This window comes from Streptomyces umbrinus (genome assembly GCF_030817415.1).
GTDB classification, from domain to species: Bacteria; Actinomycetota; Actinomycetes; order Streptomycetales; family Streptomycetaceae; genus Streptomyces; species Streptomyces umbrinus_A.
On the sequence record NZ_JAUSZI010000002.1, the window covers coordinates 3941214 to 3961010 of the forward strand.

Annotated in this window: 17 protein-coding genes and 1 pseudogene; 8 read left to right on the top strand and 10 right to left on the bottom strand. The window is 70.3% G+C overall.

Annotated features, from left to right (window positions below; all coding sequences use genetic code 11):
* Window positions 1-155: 155 nt before the first annotated feature.
* Together QF035_RS17225 and QF035_RS17230 are read right to left on the bottom strand one after the other, a co-directional pair.
* On the bottom strand, window positions 156-1244 hold the full coding sequence (locus QF035_RS17225) for a branched-chain amino acid aminotransferase (protein ID WP_307521210.1): 1089 nt from the start codon (window positions 1242-1244) through the stop codon (window positions 156-158).
* Between the two features lie 283 nt (window positions 1245-1527).
* Window positions 1528-2571 (bottom strand): 3-isopropylmalate dehydrogenase, encoded by a 1044-nt coding sequence (locus QF035_RS17230; RefSeq protein ID WP_307521211.1) that lies wholly within the window; start codon window positions 2569-2571, stop codon window positions 1528-1530.
* A 142-nt stretch (window positions 2572-2713) separates the two neighbouring features.
* Between QF035_RS17230 and QF035_RS17235 the strand changes: the two genes are divergently transcribed.
* Window positions 2714-4297: a purple acid phosphatase family protein gene (locus tag QF035_RS17235; RefSeq protein ID WP_307521212.1), complete on the top strand. Its 1584-nt coding sequence runs from the start codon at window positions 2714-2716 to the stop codon at window positions 4295-4297.
* 102 nt (window positions 4298-4399) lie between these two features.
* Here the strand turns inward: QF035_RS17235 and QF035_RS17240 are convergent, their stop codons facing one another.
* Together QF035_RS17240 and QF035_RS17245 are read right to left on the bottom strand one after the other, a co-directional pair.
* Window positions 4400-4528 (bottom strand): hypothetical protein, encoded by a 129-nt coding sequence (locus QF035_RS17240; protein WP_260695433.1) that lies wholly within the window; start codon window positions 4526-4528, stop codon window positions 4400-4402.
* Between the two features lie 231 nt (window positions 4529-4759).
* Entirely contained in the window at window positions 4760-5734 is a 975-nt protein-coding gene (locus QF035_RS17245; protein ID WP_307521213.1) for a LysR family transcriptional regulator, read from the bottom strand.
* A gap of 102 nt (window positions 5735-5836) precedes the next feature.
* Here QF035_RS17245 and QF035_RS17250 point away from each other — a divergent pair, with 102 nt between their 5' ends.
* Window positions 5837-6841: an NADP-dependent oxidoreductase gene (locus tag QF035_RS17250; RefSeq protein WP_307521214.1), complete on the top strand. Its 1005-nt coding sequence runs from the start codon at window positions 5837-5839 to the stop codon at window positions 6839-6841.
* A 54-nt stretch (window positions 6842-6895) separates the two neighbouring features.
* Here the strand turns inward: QF035_RS17250 and QF035_RS17255 are convergent, their stop codons facing one another.
* A complete protein-coding gene (locus QF035_RS17255) occupies window positions 6896-7435 on the bottom strand; it encodes a GNAT family N-acetyltransferase (protein ID WP_307521215.1) in 540 nt (179 codons plus the stop codon).
* A 142-nt stretch (window positions 7436-7577) separates the two neighbouring features.
* Between QF035_RS17255 and QF035_RS17260 the strand changes: the two genes are divergently transcribed.
* A complete protein-coding gene (locus tag QF035_RS17260) occupies window positions 7578-8525 on the top strand; it encodes an NADP-dependent oxidoreductase (RefSeq protein WP_307521216.1) in 948 nt (315 codons plus the stop codon).
* Between the two features lie 153 nt (window positions 8526-8678).
* Window positions 8679-10601, top strand: a complete 1923-nt coding sequence (locus QF035_RS17265; protein ID WP_307521218.1) for a glycoside hydrolase family 97 catalytic domain-containing protein — start codon at window positions 8679-8681, stop codon at window positions 10599-10601.
* Between the two features lie 223 nt (window positions 10602-10824).
* On the opposite strand, the gene pruA is transcribed toward QF035_RS17265, so the two are convergent.
* Together pruA and QF035_RS17275 are read right to left on the bottom strand one after the other, a co-directional pair.
* On the bottom strand, window positions 10825-12465 hold the full coding sequence (gene pruA, locus QF035_RS17270; protein WP_307521219.1) for an L-glutamate gamma-semialdehyde dehydrogenase: 1641 nt from the start codon (window positions 12463-12465) through the stop codon (window positions 10825-10827).
* Window positions 12466-12543: 78 nt separating this feature from the next.
* Window positions 12544-13470, bottom strand: a complete 927-nt coding sequence (locus tag QF035_RS17275) for a proline dehydrogenase family protein (RefSeq protein ID WP_307521220.1) — start codon at window positions 13468-13470, stop codon at window positions 12544-12546.
* A 192-nt stretch (window positions 13471-13662) separates the two neighbouring features.
* Here QF035_RS17275 and QF035_RS17280 point away from each other — a divergent pair, with 192 nt between their 5' ends.
* Entirely contained in the window at window positions 13663-15144 is a 1482-nt protein-coding gene (locus QF035_RS17280) for a helix-turn-helix domain-containing protein (protein ID WP_307521221.1), read from the top strand.
* A gap of 14 nt (window positions 15145-15158) precedes the next feature.
* On the opposite strand, the gene QF035_RS17285 is transcribed toward QF035_RS17280, so the two are convergent.
* The 3 genes and pseudogenes from QF035_RS17285 to QF035_RS17295 form a co-directional block, all read right to left on the bottom strand.
* A complete protein-coding gene (locus tag QF035_RS17285; protein WP_307531187.1) occupies window positions 15159-15902 on the bottom strand; it encodes a DUF1963 domain-containing protein in 744 nt (247 codons plus the stop codon).
* A 40-nt stretch (window positions 15903-15942) separates the two neighbouring features.
* Entirely contained in the window at window positions 15943-16491 is a 549-nt protein-coding gene (locus QF035_RS17290) for an aromatic-ring hydroxylase C-terminal domain-containing protein (protein WP_307531188.1), read from the bottom strand.
* 3 nt (window positions 16492-16494) lie between these two features.
* Window positions 16495-17552: pseudogene (locus QF035_RS17295) on the bottom strand (FAD-dependent monooxygenase); the annotation flags it as partial.
* On the opposite strand from QF035_RS17295, the gene QF035_RS17300 reads away from it, so the two are divergent.
* From QF035_RS17300 to QF035_RS17310, 3 genes are all read left to right on the top strand, one after another.
* The gene (locus tag QF035_RS17300; protein ID WP_307521223.1) at window positions 17551-17940 is read left to right on the top strand and encodes a hypothetical protein; all 390 of its coding nucleotides are present in this window, start codon (window positions 17551-17553) and stop codon (window positions 17938-17940) included. The pseudogene QF035_RS17295 and the gene QF035_RS17300 overlap by 2 nt on opposite strands.
* Window positions 17941-18222: an HAD family hydrolase gene (locus QF035_RS17305; RefSeq protein ID WP_307521224.1), complete on the top strand. Its 282-nt coding sequence runs from the start codon at window positions 17941-17943 to the stop codon at window positions 18220-18222. It begins immediately after the preceding gene.
* Between the two features lie 68 nt (window positions 18223-18290).
* Complete coding sequence (locus tag QF035_RS17310) at window positions 18291-19796, top strand: ABC transporter substrate-binding protein (protein ID WP_307521226.1); 1506 nt, start codon at window positions 18291-18293, stop codon at window positions 19794-19796.
* The last annotated feature ends 1 nt before the right edge of the window (window position 19797 follow it).

Genomic DNA, 19797 nt, shown 5'->3' on the forward strand with positions numbered 1-19797 from the left:
TTCACCATGCCACGGCGAACGTGCGGAGGGGAGGGAAATAACCGCTGAATACGGAAGGCCCGCCCCCGGCACAGGGGGCGGGCCTCACGCAACGTAACCACTGAGCCCGGACGGCAACGTAACCGCCGAGCCGGAGCGGCGGCGGAGCCGGAGCCTCAGCCCAGGTTGTGCATCCAGCCGTGCTGGTCCTTCGTCACGCCCCGCTGGATGTCGAGGAGGGCCTGACGCAGCTTGATGGTGACCTCGCCGGGCTCGCCGCCGGACTGCTGCCACTCGGCGGAGGAGCGCTTGACCGTGCCGACGGGGGTGATGACGGCCGCCGTGCCGCAGGCGAAGACCTCGGTCAGGGTGCCGTTCTCGGCGTCGCGCTGCCACTGGTCGATGGAGACGCGGGCCTCCTCGGACTCGTAACCGAGGTCACGGGCGACCGAGAGGAGCGAGTCGCGGGTGACGCCCTCCAGGATGGAGCCCGTCAGCGTGGGCGTGACGATCTTGTCCCCGTACACGAAGTACAGGTTCATGCCGCCCAGTTCCTCGACCCACTTGTGCTCGACGGCGTCGAGGTAGCAGACCTGGTCGCAGCCCTTCGAGGCGGCCTCGGCCTGGGCGAGCAGGGACGCGGCGTAGTTGCCGCCGGTCTTGGCGTCGCCCATGCCGCCGGGGACGGCGCGCACGCGGTCCTCGGAGAGCCAGATCGAGACGGGCTTCACGCCGCCCGGGAAGTACGCGCCGGCCGGGGACGCGATGACCAGGAAGAGGTACTCGTTGGCGGGCTTCACGCCCAGGCCGACCTCGCTCGCGATCATGAACGGGCGCAGGTAGAGCGACTCCTCGCCGCCGTGCGCGGGCACCCATGCCTTGTCCTGCTGGACCAGAGCGTCGCACGCCTCGATGAACGTCTCGACGGGCAGCTCGGGCATGGCCAGGCGACGGGCGGAGGACTGGAAGCGCAGGGCGTTGCGGTCCGGGCGGAAGGTGGCGACGGAGCCGTCGGGCTGCCGGTAGGCCTTCAGACCCTCGAAGATCTCCTGCGCGTAGTGCAGGACGTTGGTCGCAGGGTCCAGGGAGAGCGGTCCGTACGGCGTGAGCTGGCCGTCGTGCCAGCCGCGGCCCTCGGTCCACTTGATCGTCACCATGTGGTCGGTGAAGTGGCGGCCGAACCCGGGGTTGGCGAGGATGGCCTCGCGCTCCGCGCCGGAAAGTGGCGAGGCCGAGGGCTTGAGCTCGATCGTGGGCGTCGTCATGAATGGTTGTCCTTCACCGGTTGTGTGTGACGGGCCGCGCTCACGCCTGTACCTGCCAGTGGCCGGTGTTAGGACGTCCGAGCATTCCCTCATTCCGCGGCTCCGCGTTCGATTATCGCGCGTGCGGGGCCATGGACGAAAAGGGCGTGAATGCGACCCAGAGGATGATGGTGACACCCGGCGGGGACATAGAAAAGCCGCCGGGTGTTTGCGTGACCCGGCGGCTTCGAGAGTTTCGAGTGGCGCTGGGGGTCCCCCCGCGCCTTAAAGCTGTGGGGGAGGGTCAGCCGGCTACTCGTACGGCGAGCGCGTCGCCGATTTCCTCGGTGCTGCGGGCGGGCTTGCCGACGCGCTCCGCGAGGTCGGCGGAGACGGCCGCCTCGATGCGCGCGGCCTCGGACTCGTGGCCGAGGTGGCGCAGCAGGAGGGCGACGGACAGGACGGTGGCGCTGGGGTCGGCCTTGCCCTGGCCCGCGATGTCCGGGGCCGAGCCGTGGACGGGCTCGAACATGGACGGGAACTCGCCGCTCGGGTTGATGTTGCCGGAGGCGGCGACACCGATGCCGCCGGAGACGGCCGCGGCGAGGTCGGTGATGATGTCGCCGAAGAGGTTGTCGGTGACGATCACGTCGAAGCGGGCGGGGTCCGTGACGAGGTAGATCGTCGCGGCGTCCACGTGGATGTAGTCCGTGGCGACCTCGGGGAACTCCTCGGCCACCTTGTTGAAGACGTTCGTCCACAGGTGACCCGCGAAGGTCAGCACGTTGTTCTTGTGGACCAGCGTGAGCTTCTTGCGCGGGCGGGCCTGGGCGCGGGCGAACGCGTCACGGACGACGCGCTCCACACCGAAGGCCGTGTTCACGGAGACCTCGGTGGCGACCTCGTGCTCGGTGCCCTTGCGGATGGTGCCGCCGTTGCCCGTGTACGGGCCCTCGGTGCCCTCGCGGACCACGACGAAGTCGATCTCCGGCTGGCCGGCGAGCGGGGTGGCGACACCCGGAAGGAGCTTCGACGGACGCAGGTTGACGTGGTGGTCGAAGGCGAAGCGGAGCTTGAGCAGGAAACCGCGCTCCAGCACACCGGACGGCACGCTCGGGTCGCCGATCGCGCCGAGCAGGATGGCGTCGTGCTTCTTCAGGGCGTCCAGGTCGGCCTCGGTGAGGGTCTCACCGGTCGCGTGGTAGCGCTTGGCGCCGAAGTCGAACTCCTTGGTCTCCAGCTTCACATCCTGCGGGAGGACGGCCGAGAGGACCTTCAGGCCTTGGGCCACGACTTCCTGGCCGATGCCGTCACCGGGGATCACTGCGAGATTGAGGCTGCGAGACATGTCGGCACCCTACTCCTCGTCCCACGGGATGACATGGGGAGTCCGCGATACGGACACCACCGGATGGCCGCGCATCAATCTGTCGGCTCCCGTTCACCCGTACGTATGGCGGTTGTTGGGACACGCTGGGAAGTTCAGGGACATGGACACTCCCGACGTCGGCATCCCGCCGCAGCTCGCACGCCGGATGAGCATGGCGGAGCAGTACGAGTACCTGCGGACGAAGTACTCGCGGCGCCGCGCCCTGGTGACCGCGGGCGCGGTGGCCGGCGGGCTGCTGACCGGCTGCTCCGGCTCGGGCTCCGGTACGGACACGGCGAGCCGGACGGCCTCACCCCTGTCCGCCACGTCCACGCCCACCGGCACAGGGCGGGTGAACGGCTCGGTCGTCACCCCCTTCGGCCGCCACCTCGCCTTCGGCGCGGACCCGAAGACCCAGATGCGGATCTCGTGGCAGGTGCCGCTCCCGGTCAAGAAGCCGTACGTGCGTGTGGGGCTGAAGCCGTGGGAACTGAGCCGGAAGATCGAGGCCGAGGTCCGCGACCTGCACACCCCTGAGGTGGAGGGGCAGCGGCTCGCGGTGGAGCAGTACTACCTGCACGCGGCGCTCGACGGCCTGCGCCCCGGCACGACGTACTACTACGGCGTCGGTCACGAGGGCTTCGACCCGGCGTCCAGGGAACGGCATTCCACGGTCGGCTCGTTCACCACGGCGCCCGCCCGCCCCGAGACGTTCGTGTTCACCGCGTTCGGCGACCAGGGCGTCACCGCGGACGCGCTCGCCAACGACCGGCTGATCCTCGGCCGGCAGCCGTCCTTCCATCTGCACGCGGGGGACATCTGCTACGCCGACGACACGGGACACGGCGAGAAGTCGGACTACTACGCCCCCACCACCTGGGACCTGTTCCTCAAGCAGACCGAGCCGGTGGCCAGGTCCGTCCCGTGGATGGTGACGACCGGCAACCACGACATGGAGGCGTGGTACTCACCGAACGGGTACGGCGGGCAGTCCGCGCGCTGGGCCCTCCCGGACAACGGCTTCGACGCGAAGAACTCCCCGGGCGTCTATTCATTCACGTACGGCAATGTCGGGGTGGTGGCGCTGGACGCGAACGACGTGTCGTACGAGATCCCCGCCAACAAGAGCTACTCGGACGGTAAGCAGACCGCCTGGCTCGACAGGCGGCTCGGTGAACTGCGGGGGCAGGTCGACTTCATCGTGGTCTTCTTCCACCACTGCACGTACTCGACGTCGACCCACGCCTCGGACGGCGGCGTGCGCGACGCCTGGCTGCCGCTGTTCACCAAGCACCAGGTGGACCTGGTGATCAACGGGCACAACCACGTCTACGAACGGACCGACGCCATCAAGGGCGGCAAGGTGGGCAGGCGGGTACCCGTCGGCGCGTCGACGGATCCGACGAAGGACGGGATCGTGTACGTCACGGCGGGCGGGGCGGGCAAGAGCCTCTACCACTTCCCCGCCGGGGTGAAGGACAGCTACGAGGGGAAGATCGCCGACCGCGAGTCCGTGAAGACGTACCACTGGACGAAGTCGCGGGACCAGAACCCCGACACCGTGGAGTGGTCGAGGGTGCGGTACACCGGCTACTCCTTCCTCTCCGTGGAGGCGCAGGCGGGAGCGGCTCCGAAGCTCAAGGTGTCGGCGCTGGCGCAGAGCGGCGAACGCATCGACCACTTCGAGGTGCGGCGCGGGGCGTGAGGCCCCGCGCCGCACCTCGTGCGGGCGCGGCTCCCGGCTTCCATCGGTGAGGCGTGAAAGTGAAGCGTGCAGGTGAGGCGTGCAAATGAGGCAGGACCGGGCTCAGTGCCCGGTCGAGCCGCCGTTGTCCCTGCGGTCGAGGGCGCGCTGGAGCGCGGCGGCGGCGTTCTTGCGGTCGGACTCGCTCGAACGGGAGACGTGACGGACTCGGCGGGCGGTCGTCTCGGCCATGATGAATCGACTCCTTGCCTCCGGCAGCGGCCGCCGGAAGTGCGATGAGGGATTACGAGACGCCGGGTGGGGCGGGGAGCGGTGCCGCAGGGGTTGCCTGCCAGGGCTCCGGCTCACGACCGCCATTCGCTTGGTCTAGCGAGACGTTCGGCTCCTACAAAGCTAGGCGAGGACCGCGCATCTGTCTCCACAGTTAGTCGGACTTCCTACTATCTGAGACGACGGATCGGGTCACACCGCGCTGACCTGCGCTTTCCGTATCCGCGGGTGAAGGGCCCGCAGTTCCCTGATCAGCGCACGAACGGCGACCGTCGTGGCGAGTTCGGGCGTGGTGACGTAGCCCACGGACCGGGTCGGGCGGTCGGGACCGAGATCGGTGATCTCTGTTGTGAGCGGTGCGCTCGTGAGCGACAGCGCGGGCATGATGGCCATTCCGAGACCGCTGCTCACCATCGAGAGCACCGCTCCGTCGTCCTCGGCGCGGACCGTCGCGCACGGGATCCAGTCCTGCGCGGCCCACCATGCCCGGGTGTACGACGAGCAGTTCTCCTGCCAGTCGACCAGCGGCAAGGAGCGCGGGTCCGGATGACCGGCCGGATGGACCAGGGAGTACGGCTCCTCCAGGAGGACGTCGCCGATCAGTTCCGGCGGTACGGGAGCGCTCGTCCCGAGCGTGGCGATCCCGATGTCCGCCCGGCCATCGGCCACCTCCCCCGCCGTGCCGGGTCCGATCTCCCGTACGACCCGCACGGTCGGGTCGATCGCAGGGTGGCGTGCGGTCAGCCGTTCCAGCGCGGGCGGCAGAAGGTGCAGGGCCGCGCTGCGGAACGCGGCGATGCGCAGCGGTCCGGCGACGGTGTCGCCGCCGCCCGGGCCCGCTCCGACGCCCCGTGTCTCGGCGGCGAGCGTGTCCAGCATGCGCAGGACCCGCCGTGCGTGTGCCACGGCCCGGGCCCCCGCGAGGGTGGGACGGGCGCCGTGCCGGCCACGTACGAAGAGGACGACGCCGAGCTTGCGTTCGATGCCGCGCACCGCGTGGGACATCGCGGACTGGGACGTGCCGAGCGCCACGGCTGCCGCCGAGAAGCCTCCCTCTCCCGCCACAGCCACGAGGGTGCGCAGTTCCTGCGGGGCGAGATCGGGGGTGGGTGCGGGTTCGGGTGCGGCTGCAGGTGAGGGTGAGGGTGCGGGTGTGGCTGCGGTCATCGGGGCTCCCACCTGGCGCTATGAGCACGGCTCATGGATGCGGCCGTACCATGAGCGCAACCCTCTGCCCGAGCGGCACATTCCTTCCTACGGTCCCGTTCCATGAACGACATCGCGCTCACCGTGCAGCAGACCGCCCGCCCGACCGGCTTCCCCTCCCCGGACCACTTCCGCTTCGCCGAGTCGCCCGTGCCCGAGCCCTCGCCGGGCACGGCCCTCGTGGAGAACCTCTACTGGTCCGTCGACCCGTACCACCGCGAGATGATGGACGGGGACTTCGAGTTGAACGCCCCGCTGGAGGGCCGCACGCTCGGCCGGATCGTCGAGTCGCGCGACCCGGCGCTCCCCGAGGGGGAGATCGTGTTCCACCGCCACGGCTGGCGCACCCACTCCGTCGTACGCCCGGAGGAGACAAGACTGCTCCCGCACCACGACGGCGTACCCCTCTCCGCCCATCTGAGCGTGCTCGGCGGTACCGGCCTGACCGCGTACGTCGGTCTGACACGCATCGCCCGGCTCCGCGAGGGGGACGACCTGTTCGTCTCCGCGGCGGCGGGCGGGGTCGGCACGGCCACCGGACGCTTCGCCCGGCTCATGGGCGCGGGACTGCTGGTGGGCAGCGCGGGTTCGGCGGCCAAGGTCGCACACCTCAAGGAACACGTCGGCTACGACGAGGCCTTCGACCACCACGAGGGCCCCGTCGCCGAGCAGTTGGCGAAGGCGGCACCGGACGGCATCGACGTGTTCGTCGACAACGTCGGCGGCGACCACCTCGGCGCGGCGATCGGCGCCCTGCGCGAGCACGGCCGGGTGGTGCGCATCGGCACGGTCGGCCAGTACAACACCCGGGACGCCCCGCCCGTCCTCTTCAACCATGCCGACGTCGTCGAGAAGAGCCTGCGCATCGAGGGCTTCCTCGTGAGCAACCACCGCGGGCTGCAGGAGGAGTTGTACGAGTTCGCCGTACCGCATCTGCTCGACGGCCGCCTCACGCCCGACGAGACGGTGGTCGACGGCTTCGAGGAGATCGTGGACGCGTTCGTCTCGATGCTGCGGGGCGGCAACACGGGCAAGATGATCGTGAGGCGGACCGGGAACGGTCTCTGAGGGCGGGCTCCTTCGAAAGCGGGCCCCATGGGGCGCATGGGACGCCGGCCCCCTCTACAGGACATCGCCGTCGCGCCAGTCGAAGGTGAGACCGCGGGACGGGTCGAGGGGGCCTGCGGAGGCGGGGCGGATGAATGTAGTGCCCTCCTCGTCGGGAAGGGGCACGATGCCGTCCGGGCCGAGGGCGGAGATCCGGCCCCGCCAGACCTGCCAGCCGCGGGCCGTGTAGAGGGCGGCGCCCTCGTCGCTGGCGGAGAGCGCACCGAGGGCGTACGCCCGGTCGACGACCTCTTCCAGGGCGGCCATGATCTGCCCGCCGAGGCCGGTCCGGCGTACGTCCGCACGGACGGCGACCGCCTCGACGTATCCCGTGCGCAGGGAGCGGCCCCGGTGCAGCACCCGCCGCATGACCACCGAGCCGTGGGCGGCGAGTCCGGACCCGTCGTGCACGAGGGCGTGCATCCCGCCGAGCCCGTGGTCCCAGTCCTCGTCGGAGAAATCGCCCTCGAACGCGTCGTCCAGGAGGGTGCGGACGGCGCGGAGTTCGGCGGGGGCGAGGTCCGCCGTGTGGGCGGTGCGCAGTCGGATGGTCATCGCATCAGTATCGGACGGCCATCGCCCCAGAATTCGTCCTGATTCCGCTATTCGCGCTGATTCCACGGGCTGCGGAAGACGGGCCGCGGGAGCACGATGGGGGCCGAGCGGTCCGTGAAGCCGGCTTCGGGAGGGAGACCCGATGACCACCGCACTTCCGCGTACGCGTGTGATCACCCAGTACCGCTTCGGCGGTCCTGAGGTTCTGGAGGTCGAGGAACGGGAGCGGCCCGTCGCCGGCCCGGGGGAGGTTCTGCTGCGGGTGCGCGCGGCGGGTGTCAACGCCGTTGACCGGCTGGTGCGTTCGGGCGCCGCGCCGCTCTTCGGGGAACCGCCGTTCGTCCTCGGCAACGACGTCTCCGGGGTGGTGGAGGCGGCCGGGGCGGGCGTCACCGGGTTCCGGCCCGGTGACGAGGTCTTCGGCAAGGTCCTGGGCGGCGGGTACGCGGAACACGTGGCGGCCCCCGCCGACCAGTTCGCGGCGAAGCCGTCGACCCTGGACCACGTCCACGCGGCGGCCGCTCCCACCGCTACCCTCACCGCCTGGCAGGCGCTGGTCGACCTCGCCCGAGTAGGCCCGGGCACCCGGGTTCTGGTCCATGCGGCAGGGGGCGGGGTCGGTCACGCGGCGGTGCAGATCGCCAAGGCGGAGGGCGCGTACGTCGTCGGTACGGCCCGCGCCGACAAGCACGAGTTCCTGCGCGACCTGGGCGTGGACGAGCCGGTCGACCACACGGCCACGGACTTCGCCACGGCCGTACGGGACATGGACGTCGCCCTCGACCTGATCGGCGGCGACTACGGTCCGCGTACCCTCAACACCCTGCGCCCGGGAGGACTGTTGCTGTCCGCCCTCCCCGGGGACACGGGTCTGTCGGCCGAGGACGTCGAGGCGCGCGGGATGCGTTTCGCGGTCGTGCGGGTGGAACCGTCCGGCATGCGTCTGGCGAAGATCGCCTCACTGCTGGCGGGCGGCCGGGTACGGATCCACGTGGACGCGGTCCTGCCGTTCGCGGAGGCGGCGAAGGCCCATGAACTCGGGGAGGCGGGACACACCAAGGGCAAGATCGTCCTCAGCCTTCCGGAGTGAACCTCGTACCGCCCCGAGTGATCCTCTCTTACTGAATGACGCATCAGCAATCCGATGTCTGATGCTGTCAGATTCCTTGACATGCCCCAATACCCCCTCCACTCTCACATTTATCGACCAGTCATCGGATGACTGCGACAGGAGGGGTTCCACATGGCGGTCCAACCCCGGGCCCGCACCATCGTGTTGACGCTCTGTTCCGCACTCCTCGCCAGCACCGCGGCGACGCTCCCGGCCCGTGCCGAGGCGCCCGCGGCACCCGCCCCGCACACGACCTGGGAGGTGCGCGGTCCGCACGGCTCCCCCACGGCCGTGGTCTCCCTCGACCCGGCCGACGGCAGCCCGGCCCTGGCGGTCAGACGCGCCGGCCGTACGGTCCTCGAACCGTCCCCCGTCGGCCTCGTCACCGAACAGGCCGACTTCTCCCGGGACCTGACCCTCACCGGCCGCTCCGACCGCACGATCTCGGAGCGCTACACCGTCCCGACGGGCAAGTCGCACAAGCGGGTTGTCCGGATGACCGAGTCCCGTTTCCGCTTCCGTACGGCGGACGGCGCGCGTATCGACCTGTTGACCCGCGTCGCCGCGGACGGCGTCGCGTATCGCTACGTCCTGCCGGACGATCACGGCGACGTCGTACGCGAGGCGTCCGCGTTCACCTTCCCCGCCACCGCCGAGCCCGTCATCAGTGCCTATCGCAAGGACAACGAACTCCCGTTCGTCCGCTACGAGTCCGCGGCCGCGGTACCGGCGGGCACGTACTCGATGCAGGCCCTCTTCAAGACGGGCGGCGGCTACGCGCTCGTCGCCGAGTCGGACCTGACCGGCAGCTACGCCGGCTCCCACCTCACGCACACCGCCGGCTCCCCCACGTTCGGCGTGAGTCCGTGGAACGACGAGCCGGTCCAGGTGTCCGGCAAACTCACCACACCCTGGCGCGCGGTCGTCACCGGCGATCTGTCGACGGTCACGGAGTCGACGTTCACCGACGACCTCGCCCCCAAGTCCCGTGTCCGCGACACCTCCTGGATCAAACCGGGCCCGGCCCTGTGGACCTGGCTCGCCGGCGGCAAGGAGGCCGGGCAGAGCCTGGAGGCGCAGAAGAAGTACGTCGACTACGCGGCCGAGCGGGACTGGCCGTACGAGGTCGTCGACGCGGGCTGGTACTACAAGCCCGGCGAGTGGGACGTCATCGACCCCGACTGGCAGACGAACAACTGGATGCCGGAGCTGGTGCGTTACGGCAAGGAACGCGGCGTCGAGATCCAGGTCTGGCTCCACTACTCGCTCCTCGTCGACCCAGTCGAACGGGAGAAGTGGCTGTCCACGCTGGAGCGTTGGGGCGTCAAGGGCGTGAAGATCGACTTCATGGACTCGGAGTCCCAGGAGCGGATGGCCTGGTACGACGAGATCCTGCCGGCCACCGCGAAGCACCACCTGATGGTCAACTTCCACGGCTCCACGATCCCCAAGGGCATCCAGCGCACCTGGCCGCACGTCATGACGCTGGAGGGCGTCGGCGGCGAGGAGAAGCGCAACAACACGCCCGAGCAGCTGGCCGCGCTCCCCTACACCCGCAACGTCATCGGCTCCATGGACTTCACCCCGGGCGCCTTCCACCGCCCCTTCCGCCCCAACGTCGGCTCGGACGCAGGCGAGTTGGGCCTGACCGTCCTCTACGAGTCCGGCATCCAGAACCTCGCCGGCACCCCGGAGTCGTACGAGGCCCGTCCGGAGGCCCGTCGCTACCTGGAGCAACTGCCCACCGGCTGGGAGGAGACCAGGCTGCTGACCGGCGATCCCGGCCGCTCCGCGGTCATGGCCCGCCGTGCGCCCGACGGCCGCTGGTTCATCGGCGGCACGTTCGCGGGAGCGGCCCGGAGCGTGGACGTACCCATGCGTCTGGGCGCGGGCACATGGCTGGTCGAGACCGTGACCGACGGCCCCTCGGGCCTGGTCCGCGCACCGCACGTCGTCCGCGGCGGCGCCTCGCTCACCGTGCCGGTCGTGGCGGACGGCGGCTTCGCCGCGCTGGCCTGCCACTGGTATCCGGGCCGCACGAGCTGCGACCGCTGACACCGCACGTCCCTGCCGTGGACCCTGGCCCTGTCTCCGCACGGAGGCAGGGCCACGGCACGTCGGCACAGCGCACGCCGCCCCCGGCCCGGAGGGGATACTTCCGGGGCGGGGGCGGTTCAGCGGGACGCCGGCCCGTGTGCGGGGACGTCCCGGTCGGGGTGCGGGCAGGTCTCGGCCCGAGTGGGGGCAGATCCCAGCCCGAGCGGGAAGGGGACAGATCTCAGCCCATGTGCGGGTACGGGTAGTCGGTCGGCGGGACCAGCGTCTCCTTGATGGCGCGGGTCAGGGTCCAGCGCATCAGGTTCTGCGGGGCGCCCGCCTTGTCGTTCGTACCCGAAGCGCGGCCGCCGCCGAAGGGCTGCTGGCCGACGACGGCGCCGGTCGACTTGTCGTTGATGTAGAAGTTGCCCGCGGCGTAGCGGAGCTTCTCCATCGTGTACGCGGCGGCCGCGCGGTCGCCCGCGATGACCGAGCCGGTGAGCGCGTAGTCGGACACCGACTCCATCTGGGCCAGCATCTCGTCGTACCCGTCGGCCGTGCTGTCGTCGTACACGTGCACCGCGAGGAACGGGCCGAAGTACTCCGTCGTGAAGACCTCGTTCGCCGGGTCCGTGCACTCGACGACGGTCGGGCGGACGAAGTAGCCGACCGAGTCGTCGTAGGTGCCGCCCGCGACGACCGTGCAGGACGGGTCGGCGTGCGCCCGGTCGATCGCCGCCTTGTTCTTGGCGAAGGAGCGCTCGTCGATGACGGCGCCGATGAAGTTCGACAGATCGGTGACGTCACCCATGGTGATGCCGTCGATCTCGGCCGCGAACTCCTCCTTGAAGCCGGAGTTCCAGATGGAGGCCGGGACGTACGCGCGCGAGGAGGCGCTGCACTTCTGGCCCTGGTACTCGAAGGAGCCGCGGGTCAGGGCCGTCTTCAGGACCGCGGGGTCGGCGCTCGGGTGCGCGACGACGAAGTCCTTGCCGCCGGTCTCGCCCACCATGCGCGGGTAGGTGCGGTACTTCTCGATGTTGTTGCCGACCGTCTTCCACAGGTACTGGAAGGTCTTGGTCGAGCCGGTGAAGTGGATACCGGCGAGGTCGCGGTGCTCCAGGGCGACCTCGGAGACCGCGATGCCGTCGCCGGTGACGAGGTTGATGACGCCCTTGGGGAGACCCGCCTCCTCCAGCAGTTGCATGAGCAGAACGGCCGCGTGGGTCTGCGTCGGCGACGGCTTCCACACGACCACGTTGCCCATCAGCGCGGGCGCCGTCGGCAGGTTGCCCGCGATCGCCGTGAAGTTGAAGGGCGTGATCGCGTAGACGAAGCCTTCGAGCGGGCGGTGGTCGAGACGGTTCCAGACACCCGGCGAGTTGGCCGGCGGCTGCTCGGCGAGCAGGTCACGGGCGTACTTGACGTTGAAGCGCCAGAAGTCGACCAGCTCACAGGGACAGTCGATCTCGGCCTGCTGGGCGGTCTTCGACTGGCCGAGCATCGTCGAGGCGGCGAGCGTCTCGCGCCACGGTCCTGCCAGCAGCTCGGCGGCGCGCAGGATGATCGCGGCGCGGTCGTCGAAGGACATCGCGCGCCAGGCTGGCGCGGCGGCGAGGGCCGCGTCGATCGCGTCCTGGGCGTCCTGCTGGGTGGCGTTCGCGTACGTGCCGAGGCGGGCCTTGTGGTTGTGCGGCTGCACGACGTCGAAGCGGTCGCCGCCGCCCATCCGCTTCTCGCCGCCGATGGTCATCGGCAGGTCGACCGGGTTCTCGGCGAGCTCCTTGAGCCTGGACTCCAGGCGGGCGCGCTCGGGAGAGCCGGGGGCATAGCCGTGCACCGGCTCGTTGACGGGGGTGGGGACCTGGGTGACGGCGTCCATGGTGTCCGTAACTCCTTAGTGAGCGGTGTTTTCGGGGCTCAAGCCCTGGCTCTCGGTTCTGGTGCTCGGTTCTTGTTCTCAGCTCTTGGTGAGGATCGAGCGGCCGAAGAAGAGGAGGTTGGCCGGCTTCTCGGCGAGGCGCCGCATGAAGTAGCCGTACCAGTCGGTGCCGTACGCGGTGTAGACGCGCATGCGGTGGCCTTCGGCGGCGAGCCGCAGATGCTCGTCGCTCCTGATCCCGTACAGCATCTGGAACTCGTACTCGTCGGGCTTGCGGCCGGCGCGCCGGGCCAGCTCCTGGGCGATGGAGATGAGGCGCGGGTCGTGGGACCCGATCATCGGGTACCCCTCGCCCTCCATCAGGATGCGCAGGATGCGGACGTACGCCTTGTCGGTCTCGGCCTTCTGCTGGTACGCGACCTCGGCGGGCTCCTTGTACGCGCCCTTCACGAGCCGTACCCGGCTGCCGCTGTCGGCGAGACGGCGGGCGTCGGCCTCGGTGCGGAAGAGATAGGCCTGGATGACGCAGCCGGTCTCCGGGAAGTCCTTCCGCAGCTCCTCGTGGATGGCGAACATCGAGTCGAGGGTGGTGTGGTCCTCGGCGTCGAGCGTGACGGTCGTACCGATGGCGGCGGCGGCCTCGACGACCGGGCGGACGTTGGCGAGGGCGATCTCGTGGCCACCGGGGAGCGCCTGCCCGAAGAGGGACAGCTTCACCGACATCTCGGCACGCTCTCCGAGCTCCAGCCGCTTGAGGCGGTCGATCAGCTCCAGGTACGCGTCACGGGCGAGTGTGGCCTGCTCCGGCGTGGTGATGTCCTCGCCGACCACGTCCATGGTGACCTCCAGGCCCTTGGCCGTGAGGTCCTGGATGATCGGTACGACCTGGTCGACGGACTCGCCGGGGATGAAGCGGTCGACGACCGGCTTGGTCACCGGGGCCGCCGAGATCAGACGACGCATCCGGTCGCTGCGCGACGCGGCGAGAATCACGGGACCCAGCACAGGGCACCTCCACAACAAGGCCGGCGGAAGGCCGTACCCGCCGCCGCCCGGCGGCGTTCCGGTACGACACGGAGAACCACCGTGAAACCTAAGGATCCCTCCGATCGTCGGCCATCGACAGCTGTCACGCATCCGTGCCCTGGATCTCAGACAGATGTATGAAGGCGCGGGGAAATGATGGAGAATGCCCGGGTGACATCGGATCCCAAGGGCGAATACCAGGAGCTGGTGGACGAGATCTCGGAGCTGCTCGGCGCCCCCGCGACGCTGGAGAACCGCGACTTCGAGCTGATCGCCTTCGGCGCGTACGACAGCGAGGGCGAGCTGGACGCCTCCGCGCTGGATCCCGTACGCGCCCGCTCGATCCTCACGCGCCGCTCGACCTCGGCGGTCCGCACCTGGTTCGAGGGCTTCGGCATCGCCCGCGCCACGGAGCCGGTCCGTATCCCGCCGACCCCCGAGGCCGGTGTCCACCGGGGCCGCGTCTGCCTCCCCGTACGCCATCGGGGTGTGGTCCTCGGGTACGTGTGGCTGCTGTCGGACGATCCGGGTCCCACCGACCAGCAGCTCTCCGCGGCGATGGAGGTCACCCCGCGCATCGGCGCCCTCCTGGCGGACGAGGCCCAGGCGGGCGCGGACCTCAGCCGGGAGCTCCGCGCGGTCCTCACCGCCGAGAGCGGCTGGCAGCGCGACATGGCCCTGGCCGAACTCCACACGGAACTCGGCGCCCGCGGCGAGGGCCTCCACACGATGGTCTGCGTGGCCCCCTGGCCCTCGTCCCACCCCGACGACGCCCCGTCGGTCCGCACCATCCCGTCCGCCACCGCCGTCTGCGCCCTCCCCTGGGGCCCCACCGCCCAGAGCCTGGCCCTGCTGGTCCGCCTGCGCTCACCGGAGGTCCTCACTCCGGCGACAACGGCGGCGGCCCGCCTGCTGGAGAGGGCGGAGGGGGTACGGGGATCTGTGCGGCCCCGTTCCTCCCCGGCCGAGCCCGGCCCCGCTGCGGCTCACCAGCAGACCGGTGGCACCCAGGGCCGGGGTCCGACCCGGCCGCCGAACAAGGGCGGACAGGGCCAGGACATCGACGCCGAGACGCCCCAGCCACCGGACCGTCCGGGCGAGGCGGAGGCCGCGCGGGCGGGCGACGGGGCGGCGGGAGCCGGACGGACAGAGGGAGCGGGACGGACAGGGGCAGCGGGGCGGACAGAGGGAGCGGGGCGGGCTGCCGGACACGCGCCGGAACCGCACGGCCCCCGCCCCGGCCCGGTCGTGGCCGGGATCGCCGTGCCCCACTCCGGTCTCGCCGGCCTCGGCACCGCCTGGCAGGAGGCGTCGGCCGCCGCCCGCGCGGCGCTGGCCGAGCCGCGGCTGGGCCCGGTCGCGCAGTGGTCGTCCATCGGCCCGTACCGCCTGCTGACGACGCTGCCGCCGACCGCCTCCCACGACCCCGCCGTACGCCCGCTCCTGGTCCCCGCCCATCGCGAACTCGCCCACACCGCCGAGGTGTTCCTCGACTGCGCGGGCCAGGCCGGCCGCACCGCCGCCGAACTGGGCATCCACCGCCAGACCCTCTACTACCGTCTCTCCCGCGTCGAACAGCTCACCGGCCTCGACCTGGCCGACGGCGAGGACCGCCTGCTCCTGCACATGGGGCTCAAGGCGCGGCGGCTCTAGGCGCAGCGCCTCGGTCACATGTACGACTGGAAATCGAGCCGCACGTTCTCGAAGTTTCGTTCCGCCAAATCCCGGGGGCGGATCAGCCAGGACGCGGCGCAACTGAGGGGCGTGTCCACGAACGTGAAATCCGCGCGCGCCAGCATGACGAACGCTTCGTCGTCGGTGACGGGCCAGGGTGCCGGGTCGTGATGTATCACGGACGCGTATCCGCCGAGGGTGAGTTCGCCGTTCGTGGTCTCTTCCCAGTAGTCCGACAGGTACGGGTGGATGAGCCGCACGGTTTCCTTGTCGGCGATGTCGTGGTTGGTGTCCGGCATGAACCGGTCGAGCCGGCCTCGGAGGGGGTACGGCTCGAACGTGTAGGGCGCGTCCTCGTCGGACGGAACCCGTTCCGTCGCCGCCGTTCCGGCCGGGACGTACACCACCCGGCCTTCCTGCGTGGGCCCCGGGACGTAACTCGGCTCGCTGTTGTTGGCGAAGAACAGTAAGTGCCCGTCCTCCGGCAACTGGACATCCAGTTCGCCGACCGGAACGGCGGCACAGTCGACCGACGCGACGAATGCCGGGAAGCCGCTCCATTCGACGTCCGGGGGAAGCTGGGGATGGCCTCCATACTGTCCGACGACAAGAGCGTCGGAGCCCTCCGCAGACCGCAACTCCAGACGCGGGCGGGCAAGCCGCAGCGCCCTGTCGAGGAGATCCTCTGGCACGCCCCGCTTGCGAGCCGCAGCCCGGTATTCGTCAAGTGCGTTCATGACCGTCAGTCTGCAACAGCGGTCTGACAGACCCCCGTTGTCACCGACTCGATCGTGGAGAATCACCGATCGCGGTGAGGGCGTGATGGAGAGCGGTGTCGCTCGGTGGGCGGTCGAACCAGCGGGCACCGATGTGTCCGTCGGGTCGGACGAGCAGTGCTCCCTGAGGGCCCAGGCCACAGAGATCTGCGTGCTCGTCGGGAAGGCACTCGATGCGCAACACCCCTGGTGTGGTTGCTTGTTGCTCCCAGGTGGCGGGGTCCGGGGTGAGCAGGGTGAACCATTCACCGAAGGTGTCGAGCGTGGAGCGGTCGGGTGTGAGCCAGAGGTGCGGCATGCGATGGCCGGGCTCCGCGGTGGGGACGTAGTCCGTGCCGGTGTCGGAGCGGTAGGCGACGCCGAGCACGAGACCGAGCTGGGCGAAGTAACGGTCGGACCAGGGAAGGTCGACCCGGGCCGGCGCCGCTCCACCGGTCTGCAACTGCTCGTGGCGCAGACTCTGCGCTTCGAACATGAGCTTGCTGTTGGCCACCGCTTGCTGGAGGGTCCGGTGGGCGACGGGCTGCCGCTCCGTCTCGTACGTGTCCAACAGGCTTGGCCCGGCCCACCCCTGGAGAACGCCGCCAGCTTCCAGCACAGGTTGTGGACATCGGCGATGCCAGTGTTCAAGCCCAGGCCGCCGACGATCGGGATCGCGTGCGCGGCATCACCGGCCAGCAGGATCCGGCCGTGCCGGAAACGCTCGGCGACGAACGCGTTCATCACCCAGTGCTGAACCCGCGACACATCGGCTCGTACGCCCGCGTCGGGTCCGAGGGCACGCGAGACGAGCCCGGGCCAGTCGGTGCGCTCGGCGTCTTCGGGGGTGGGGCCGAGCCAGGCCCAGCCGCCTTCGGGGTAGAGCGGGAGGAAGGATCCGTGCGCGGTGAAGTAGACCCCGGCGGGCTGGTCGGCGCACCAGCCGTCGAGGTCGGCCTCGAACACGACGGTGGTGACGGCCGCCAGCACTCCGGGACCGGTGGTGCCGATTCCCAGCAGCTGCCGGACGGTGGAGTGCGCGCCGTCGGCGGCGAGAACATGGCGGGCGCGGACGCGGGTCTCCTCCCCGCTCCGGTGGTCGACGAGTACGGCCACAACGCCGTCGGCTTCCTCGGTGAGGCCGACGAGCTCGGCACCGAACCTCATTCGTGCGCCTGCCGCGGCGAGCAGGGTGGGTTCCAGCCGATCCTGCGAGGTGACGACGCCGGTCACGGGGCTTTCGGGAATCGGCGCGTTGATCCCGACCATCGCCGCTGTGGCGAAGTTGCGCTCGTGCAGAGTGTCCCGGAAGCGGATACGGCCGTACTCCGGCCCGAAGGCGCCGGCCGCGATCTCACCGGCGAGCCCGAGCCCGCGGTAGATCTCCATCGAGCGCACGTTGACCAGCCGCGACCGCGGGAAGGGGGACAGCTCGCCGTGCTTCTCGACCAGCGACACCCGCACGCCCCAACGCTCCAGCAGCGCGCAAGCGGTGAGCCCGACCGGCCCGCCACCGACGATCAGTACGTCCACCTCGGCGTCCGCCACGGACATGTCGAGCTCCTTCTGCTCACGTTGGACCCTTTGGATCTTTGAACTCTTGGATCTGAGCCAAGCCACACTCCTGACCATGCCTCTCCTGATGATCGACCTCGACAACACTCTGGTCGACCGCGACACCGCCTTCCGGGAGGCGGCGTCGGTCTTCCTCGTCGAGAACTCGCTCCCCGTCGATGACCTCGCGTGGCTGATGTCCGTCGACGCCAGTGGCCATACGCCGAGGCACGATGTCGCCCGGGCCCTGTCCGAGCGGTACGCGGCGGCCGTCCCCGGGGCCACCGTCCGGGACTTCCTCGACCGGGGCGCGGCCGATCGTGTCGAACTGACGGGGGCCGCTCGCGACGCGCTCGACCGAGCCGTCGACACCGGATGGACGTGTGTGATCGTCACCAACGGCCGTGTCGCGCAACAGGAGGCGAAGATCCGGGGCACCGGGCTCGACGGGATCGTCCACGGATGAGTGATCTCCGAGGCGGTCGGGTGGAAGAAGCCCGCGCCGGAGATCTTCCGTGCGGCGGCGGCCGCCGTGGGGGCGCCCCTGCGCGGGGCCTGGGTGATCGGGGACTCGGCGCACGCCGACATCGGCGGCGCGAACGGACTCGACGGTGTCCGGAGCGTGTGGGTGTCGGGCGGCCGGCCATGGGCCGACGAGACGTTCAGGCCTACGCACATCACCGACGACGTCGCATCCGCCCTCGACCACGTCGTCGGCGGGCACCGCAACAGCGGGGGCCATTACTGAAAACGATTGTCATCATGCTACGGTCGGCGCCACGTCTCCATTGACCATCCCTTTACCCGGAGTGCTCCGTGCGCCTGCCCGCCCGCCTTCTCCCCCTCTCCGCGGTCACCGCGGCCTCCGCCCTGCTGCTCACCGGGTGTTTCTCGGAATCCGCCTCGGACGGTTCCGCGGGCGACTCCGCGGGCGGCGACGGCAAGCGCGTACGCGTGGCGATGATGAATCCGCCGCGCTCCGGGCTGTCGCCGCTGTCCGACGACGCGTTCAAGCTGTCGCGCTGGTCGACCGCCGAGACGCTGGTGACGCTCGACGCGGACGGCGACGCCGAGCCCGCCCTCGCCACCAAGTGGCAGCGGAACGGCCGGACCTGGACGTTCGAGATACGGGACGGCGTCACCTTCCACGACGGTACGAAGCTCACCGCCGAGTCCGTCGTCCGGTCGCTCACGAAGGCCGCGACCGCCTCCCCCAAGCCGCGCATCCTCGACGGCGTGGACCTGACGGTGAAGGCCGACGGCGACTCGGTCGCCGTCACCACCGGCACCGAGGACCCGCTCGTTCCGCAGCGGCTGAGCTCGCCGCAGCTGTCGATCCTGGCGGCGAAGGCGTACCGCGGGAAAACCGTCAGCCCGGTCGGCGCGGGCACCGGCCCCTTCGAACTGACGAAGGTGAACGGCACGTCGTCCGCGACCCTCGACCGCTACGACGACTACTGGGGCGGCACGGCCAAGTCCCCCGGTATCGATGTGAAGTTCGTGCCCGACGGCACCGCGCGCGCGGCCACCCTGCGCAGCGGCGAGGCCGACGTCGTCGAGGCGGTACCGGTGTCGCAGGCCGCGCTGCTCGACAAGGACCTGGTCACCGAGGTGCCGATGCCGCGCACCAACACCCTGTACCTGAACACCGGGAGCGGCCCCTTCAAGGACGCCTCCCTCAGGGCCGCCGCCCGCGAAGGCCTCGACGCCGAGTCGATCGTCAAGGGCGTGTACGAGGGCCGCGCGGACGTCGCGAAGGGCCTGCTGGGCCCGGCCCTCCCCTGGGCCGCCGACCTGCGGAAGCCGGTCGAGCGCGCCAAGTCCGGTGACCCGAACGGCAGGACGATCACGATCGGTACGTTCACCGACCGCGCCGAACTCCCCGAGGTCGCCCAGACGCTGCAACAGCAGCTCCAGCGGGCCGGGTTCAAGGTGAAGCTGGACGTGCGCGAGTACGCGAACATCGAATCCGACGCGCTGGCAGGCGAGTTCGACGCGTTCATCCTGTCCCGGGCGACCGTCCTCGACTCGGGCGACCCGGCCGCGTACCTCTACAGCGACTTCGGTTCGAAGGGTTCCTTCAACATCTCGCAGCTCTCCGACAAGAAGGTCGACGCCGCACTGGAGAGGGCCGCCGGGACGAAGACCGGTGACGCGCGCCGCCGGGCCGTCATCGACGCGGAGGCCGCGGTGCTGGCCACCGACGCCGCGATCCCGATGCTCCACGAGCGTGTCATCCAGGGCGACGCGGCCGGTGTCGTGAACGTCGAGCACGACCCGCGCGAGCGTGCTCTGATCACCGCGGACACGTACGTCAAGTGAC

What these genes read in the sequence shown, in the direction of transcription:
- QF035_RS17285 (WP_307531187.1), bottom strand. Translation starts at nt 15,902, where the DNA reads ATGAACGCACTTGACGAATACCGGGCTGCGGCTCGCAAGCGGGGCGTG.
- QF035_RS17260 (WP_307521216.1), top strand. Translation starts at nt 7,578, where the DNA reads ATGACCACCGCACTTCCGCGTACGCGTGTGATCACCCAGTACCGCTTC.
- pruA (WP_307521219.1), bottom strand. Translation starts at nt 12,465, where the DNA reads ATGGACGCCGTCACCCAGGTCCCCACCCCCGTCAACGAGCCGGTGCAC.
- QF035_RS17250 (WP_307521214.1), top strand. Translation starts at nt 5,837, where the DNA reads ATGAACGACATCGCGCTCACCGTGCAGCAGACCGCCCGCCCGACCGGC.
- QF035_RS17225 (WP_307521210.1), bottom strand. Translation starts at nt 1,244, where the DNA reads ATGACGACGCCCACGATCGAGCTCAAGCCCTCGGCCTCGCCACTTTCC.
- QF035_RS17265 (WP_307521218.1), top strand. Translation starts at nt 8,679, where the DNA reads ATGGCGGTCCAACCCCGGGCCCGCACCATCGTGTTGACGCTCTGTTCC.
- QF035_RS17235 (WP_307521212.1), top strand. Translation starts at nt 2,714, where the DNA reads ATGGACACTCCCGACGTCGGCATCCCGCCGCAGCTCGCACGCCGGATG.
- QF035_RS17255 (WP_307521215.1), bottom strand. Translation starts at nt 7,435, where the DNA reads ATGACCATCCGACTGCGCACCGCCCACACGGCGGACCTCGCCCCCGCC.
- QF035_RS17230 (WP_307521211.1), bottom strand. Translation starts at nt 2,571, where the DNA reads ATGTCTCGCAGCCTCAATCTCGCAGTGATCCCCGGTGACGGCATCGGC.
- QF035_RS17300 (WP_307521223.1), top strand. Translation starts at nt 17,551, where the DNA reads ATGCCTCTCCTGATGATCGACCTCGACAACACTCTGGTCGACCGCGAC.
- QF035_RS17245 (WP_307521213.1), bottom strand. Translation starts at nt 5,734, where the DNA reads ATGACCGCAGCCACACCCGCACCCTCACCCTCACCTGCAGCCGCACCC.
- QF035_RS17240 (WP_260695433.1), bottom strand. Translation starts at nt 4,528, where the DNA reads ATGGCCGAGACGACCGCCCGCCGAGTCCGTCACGTCTCCCGTTCGAGC.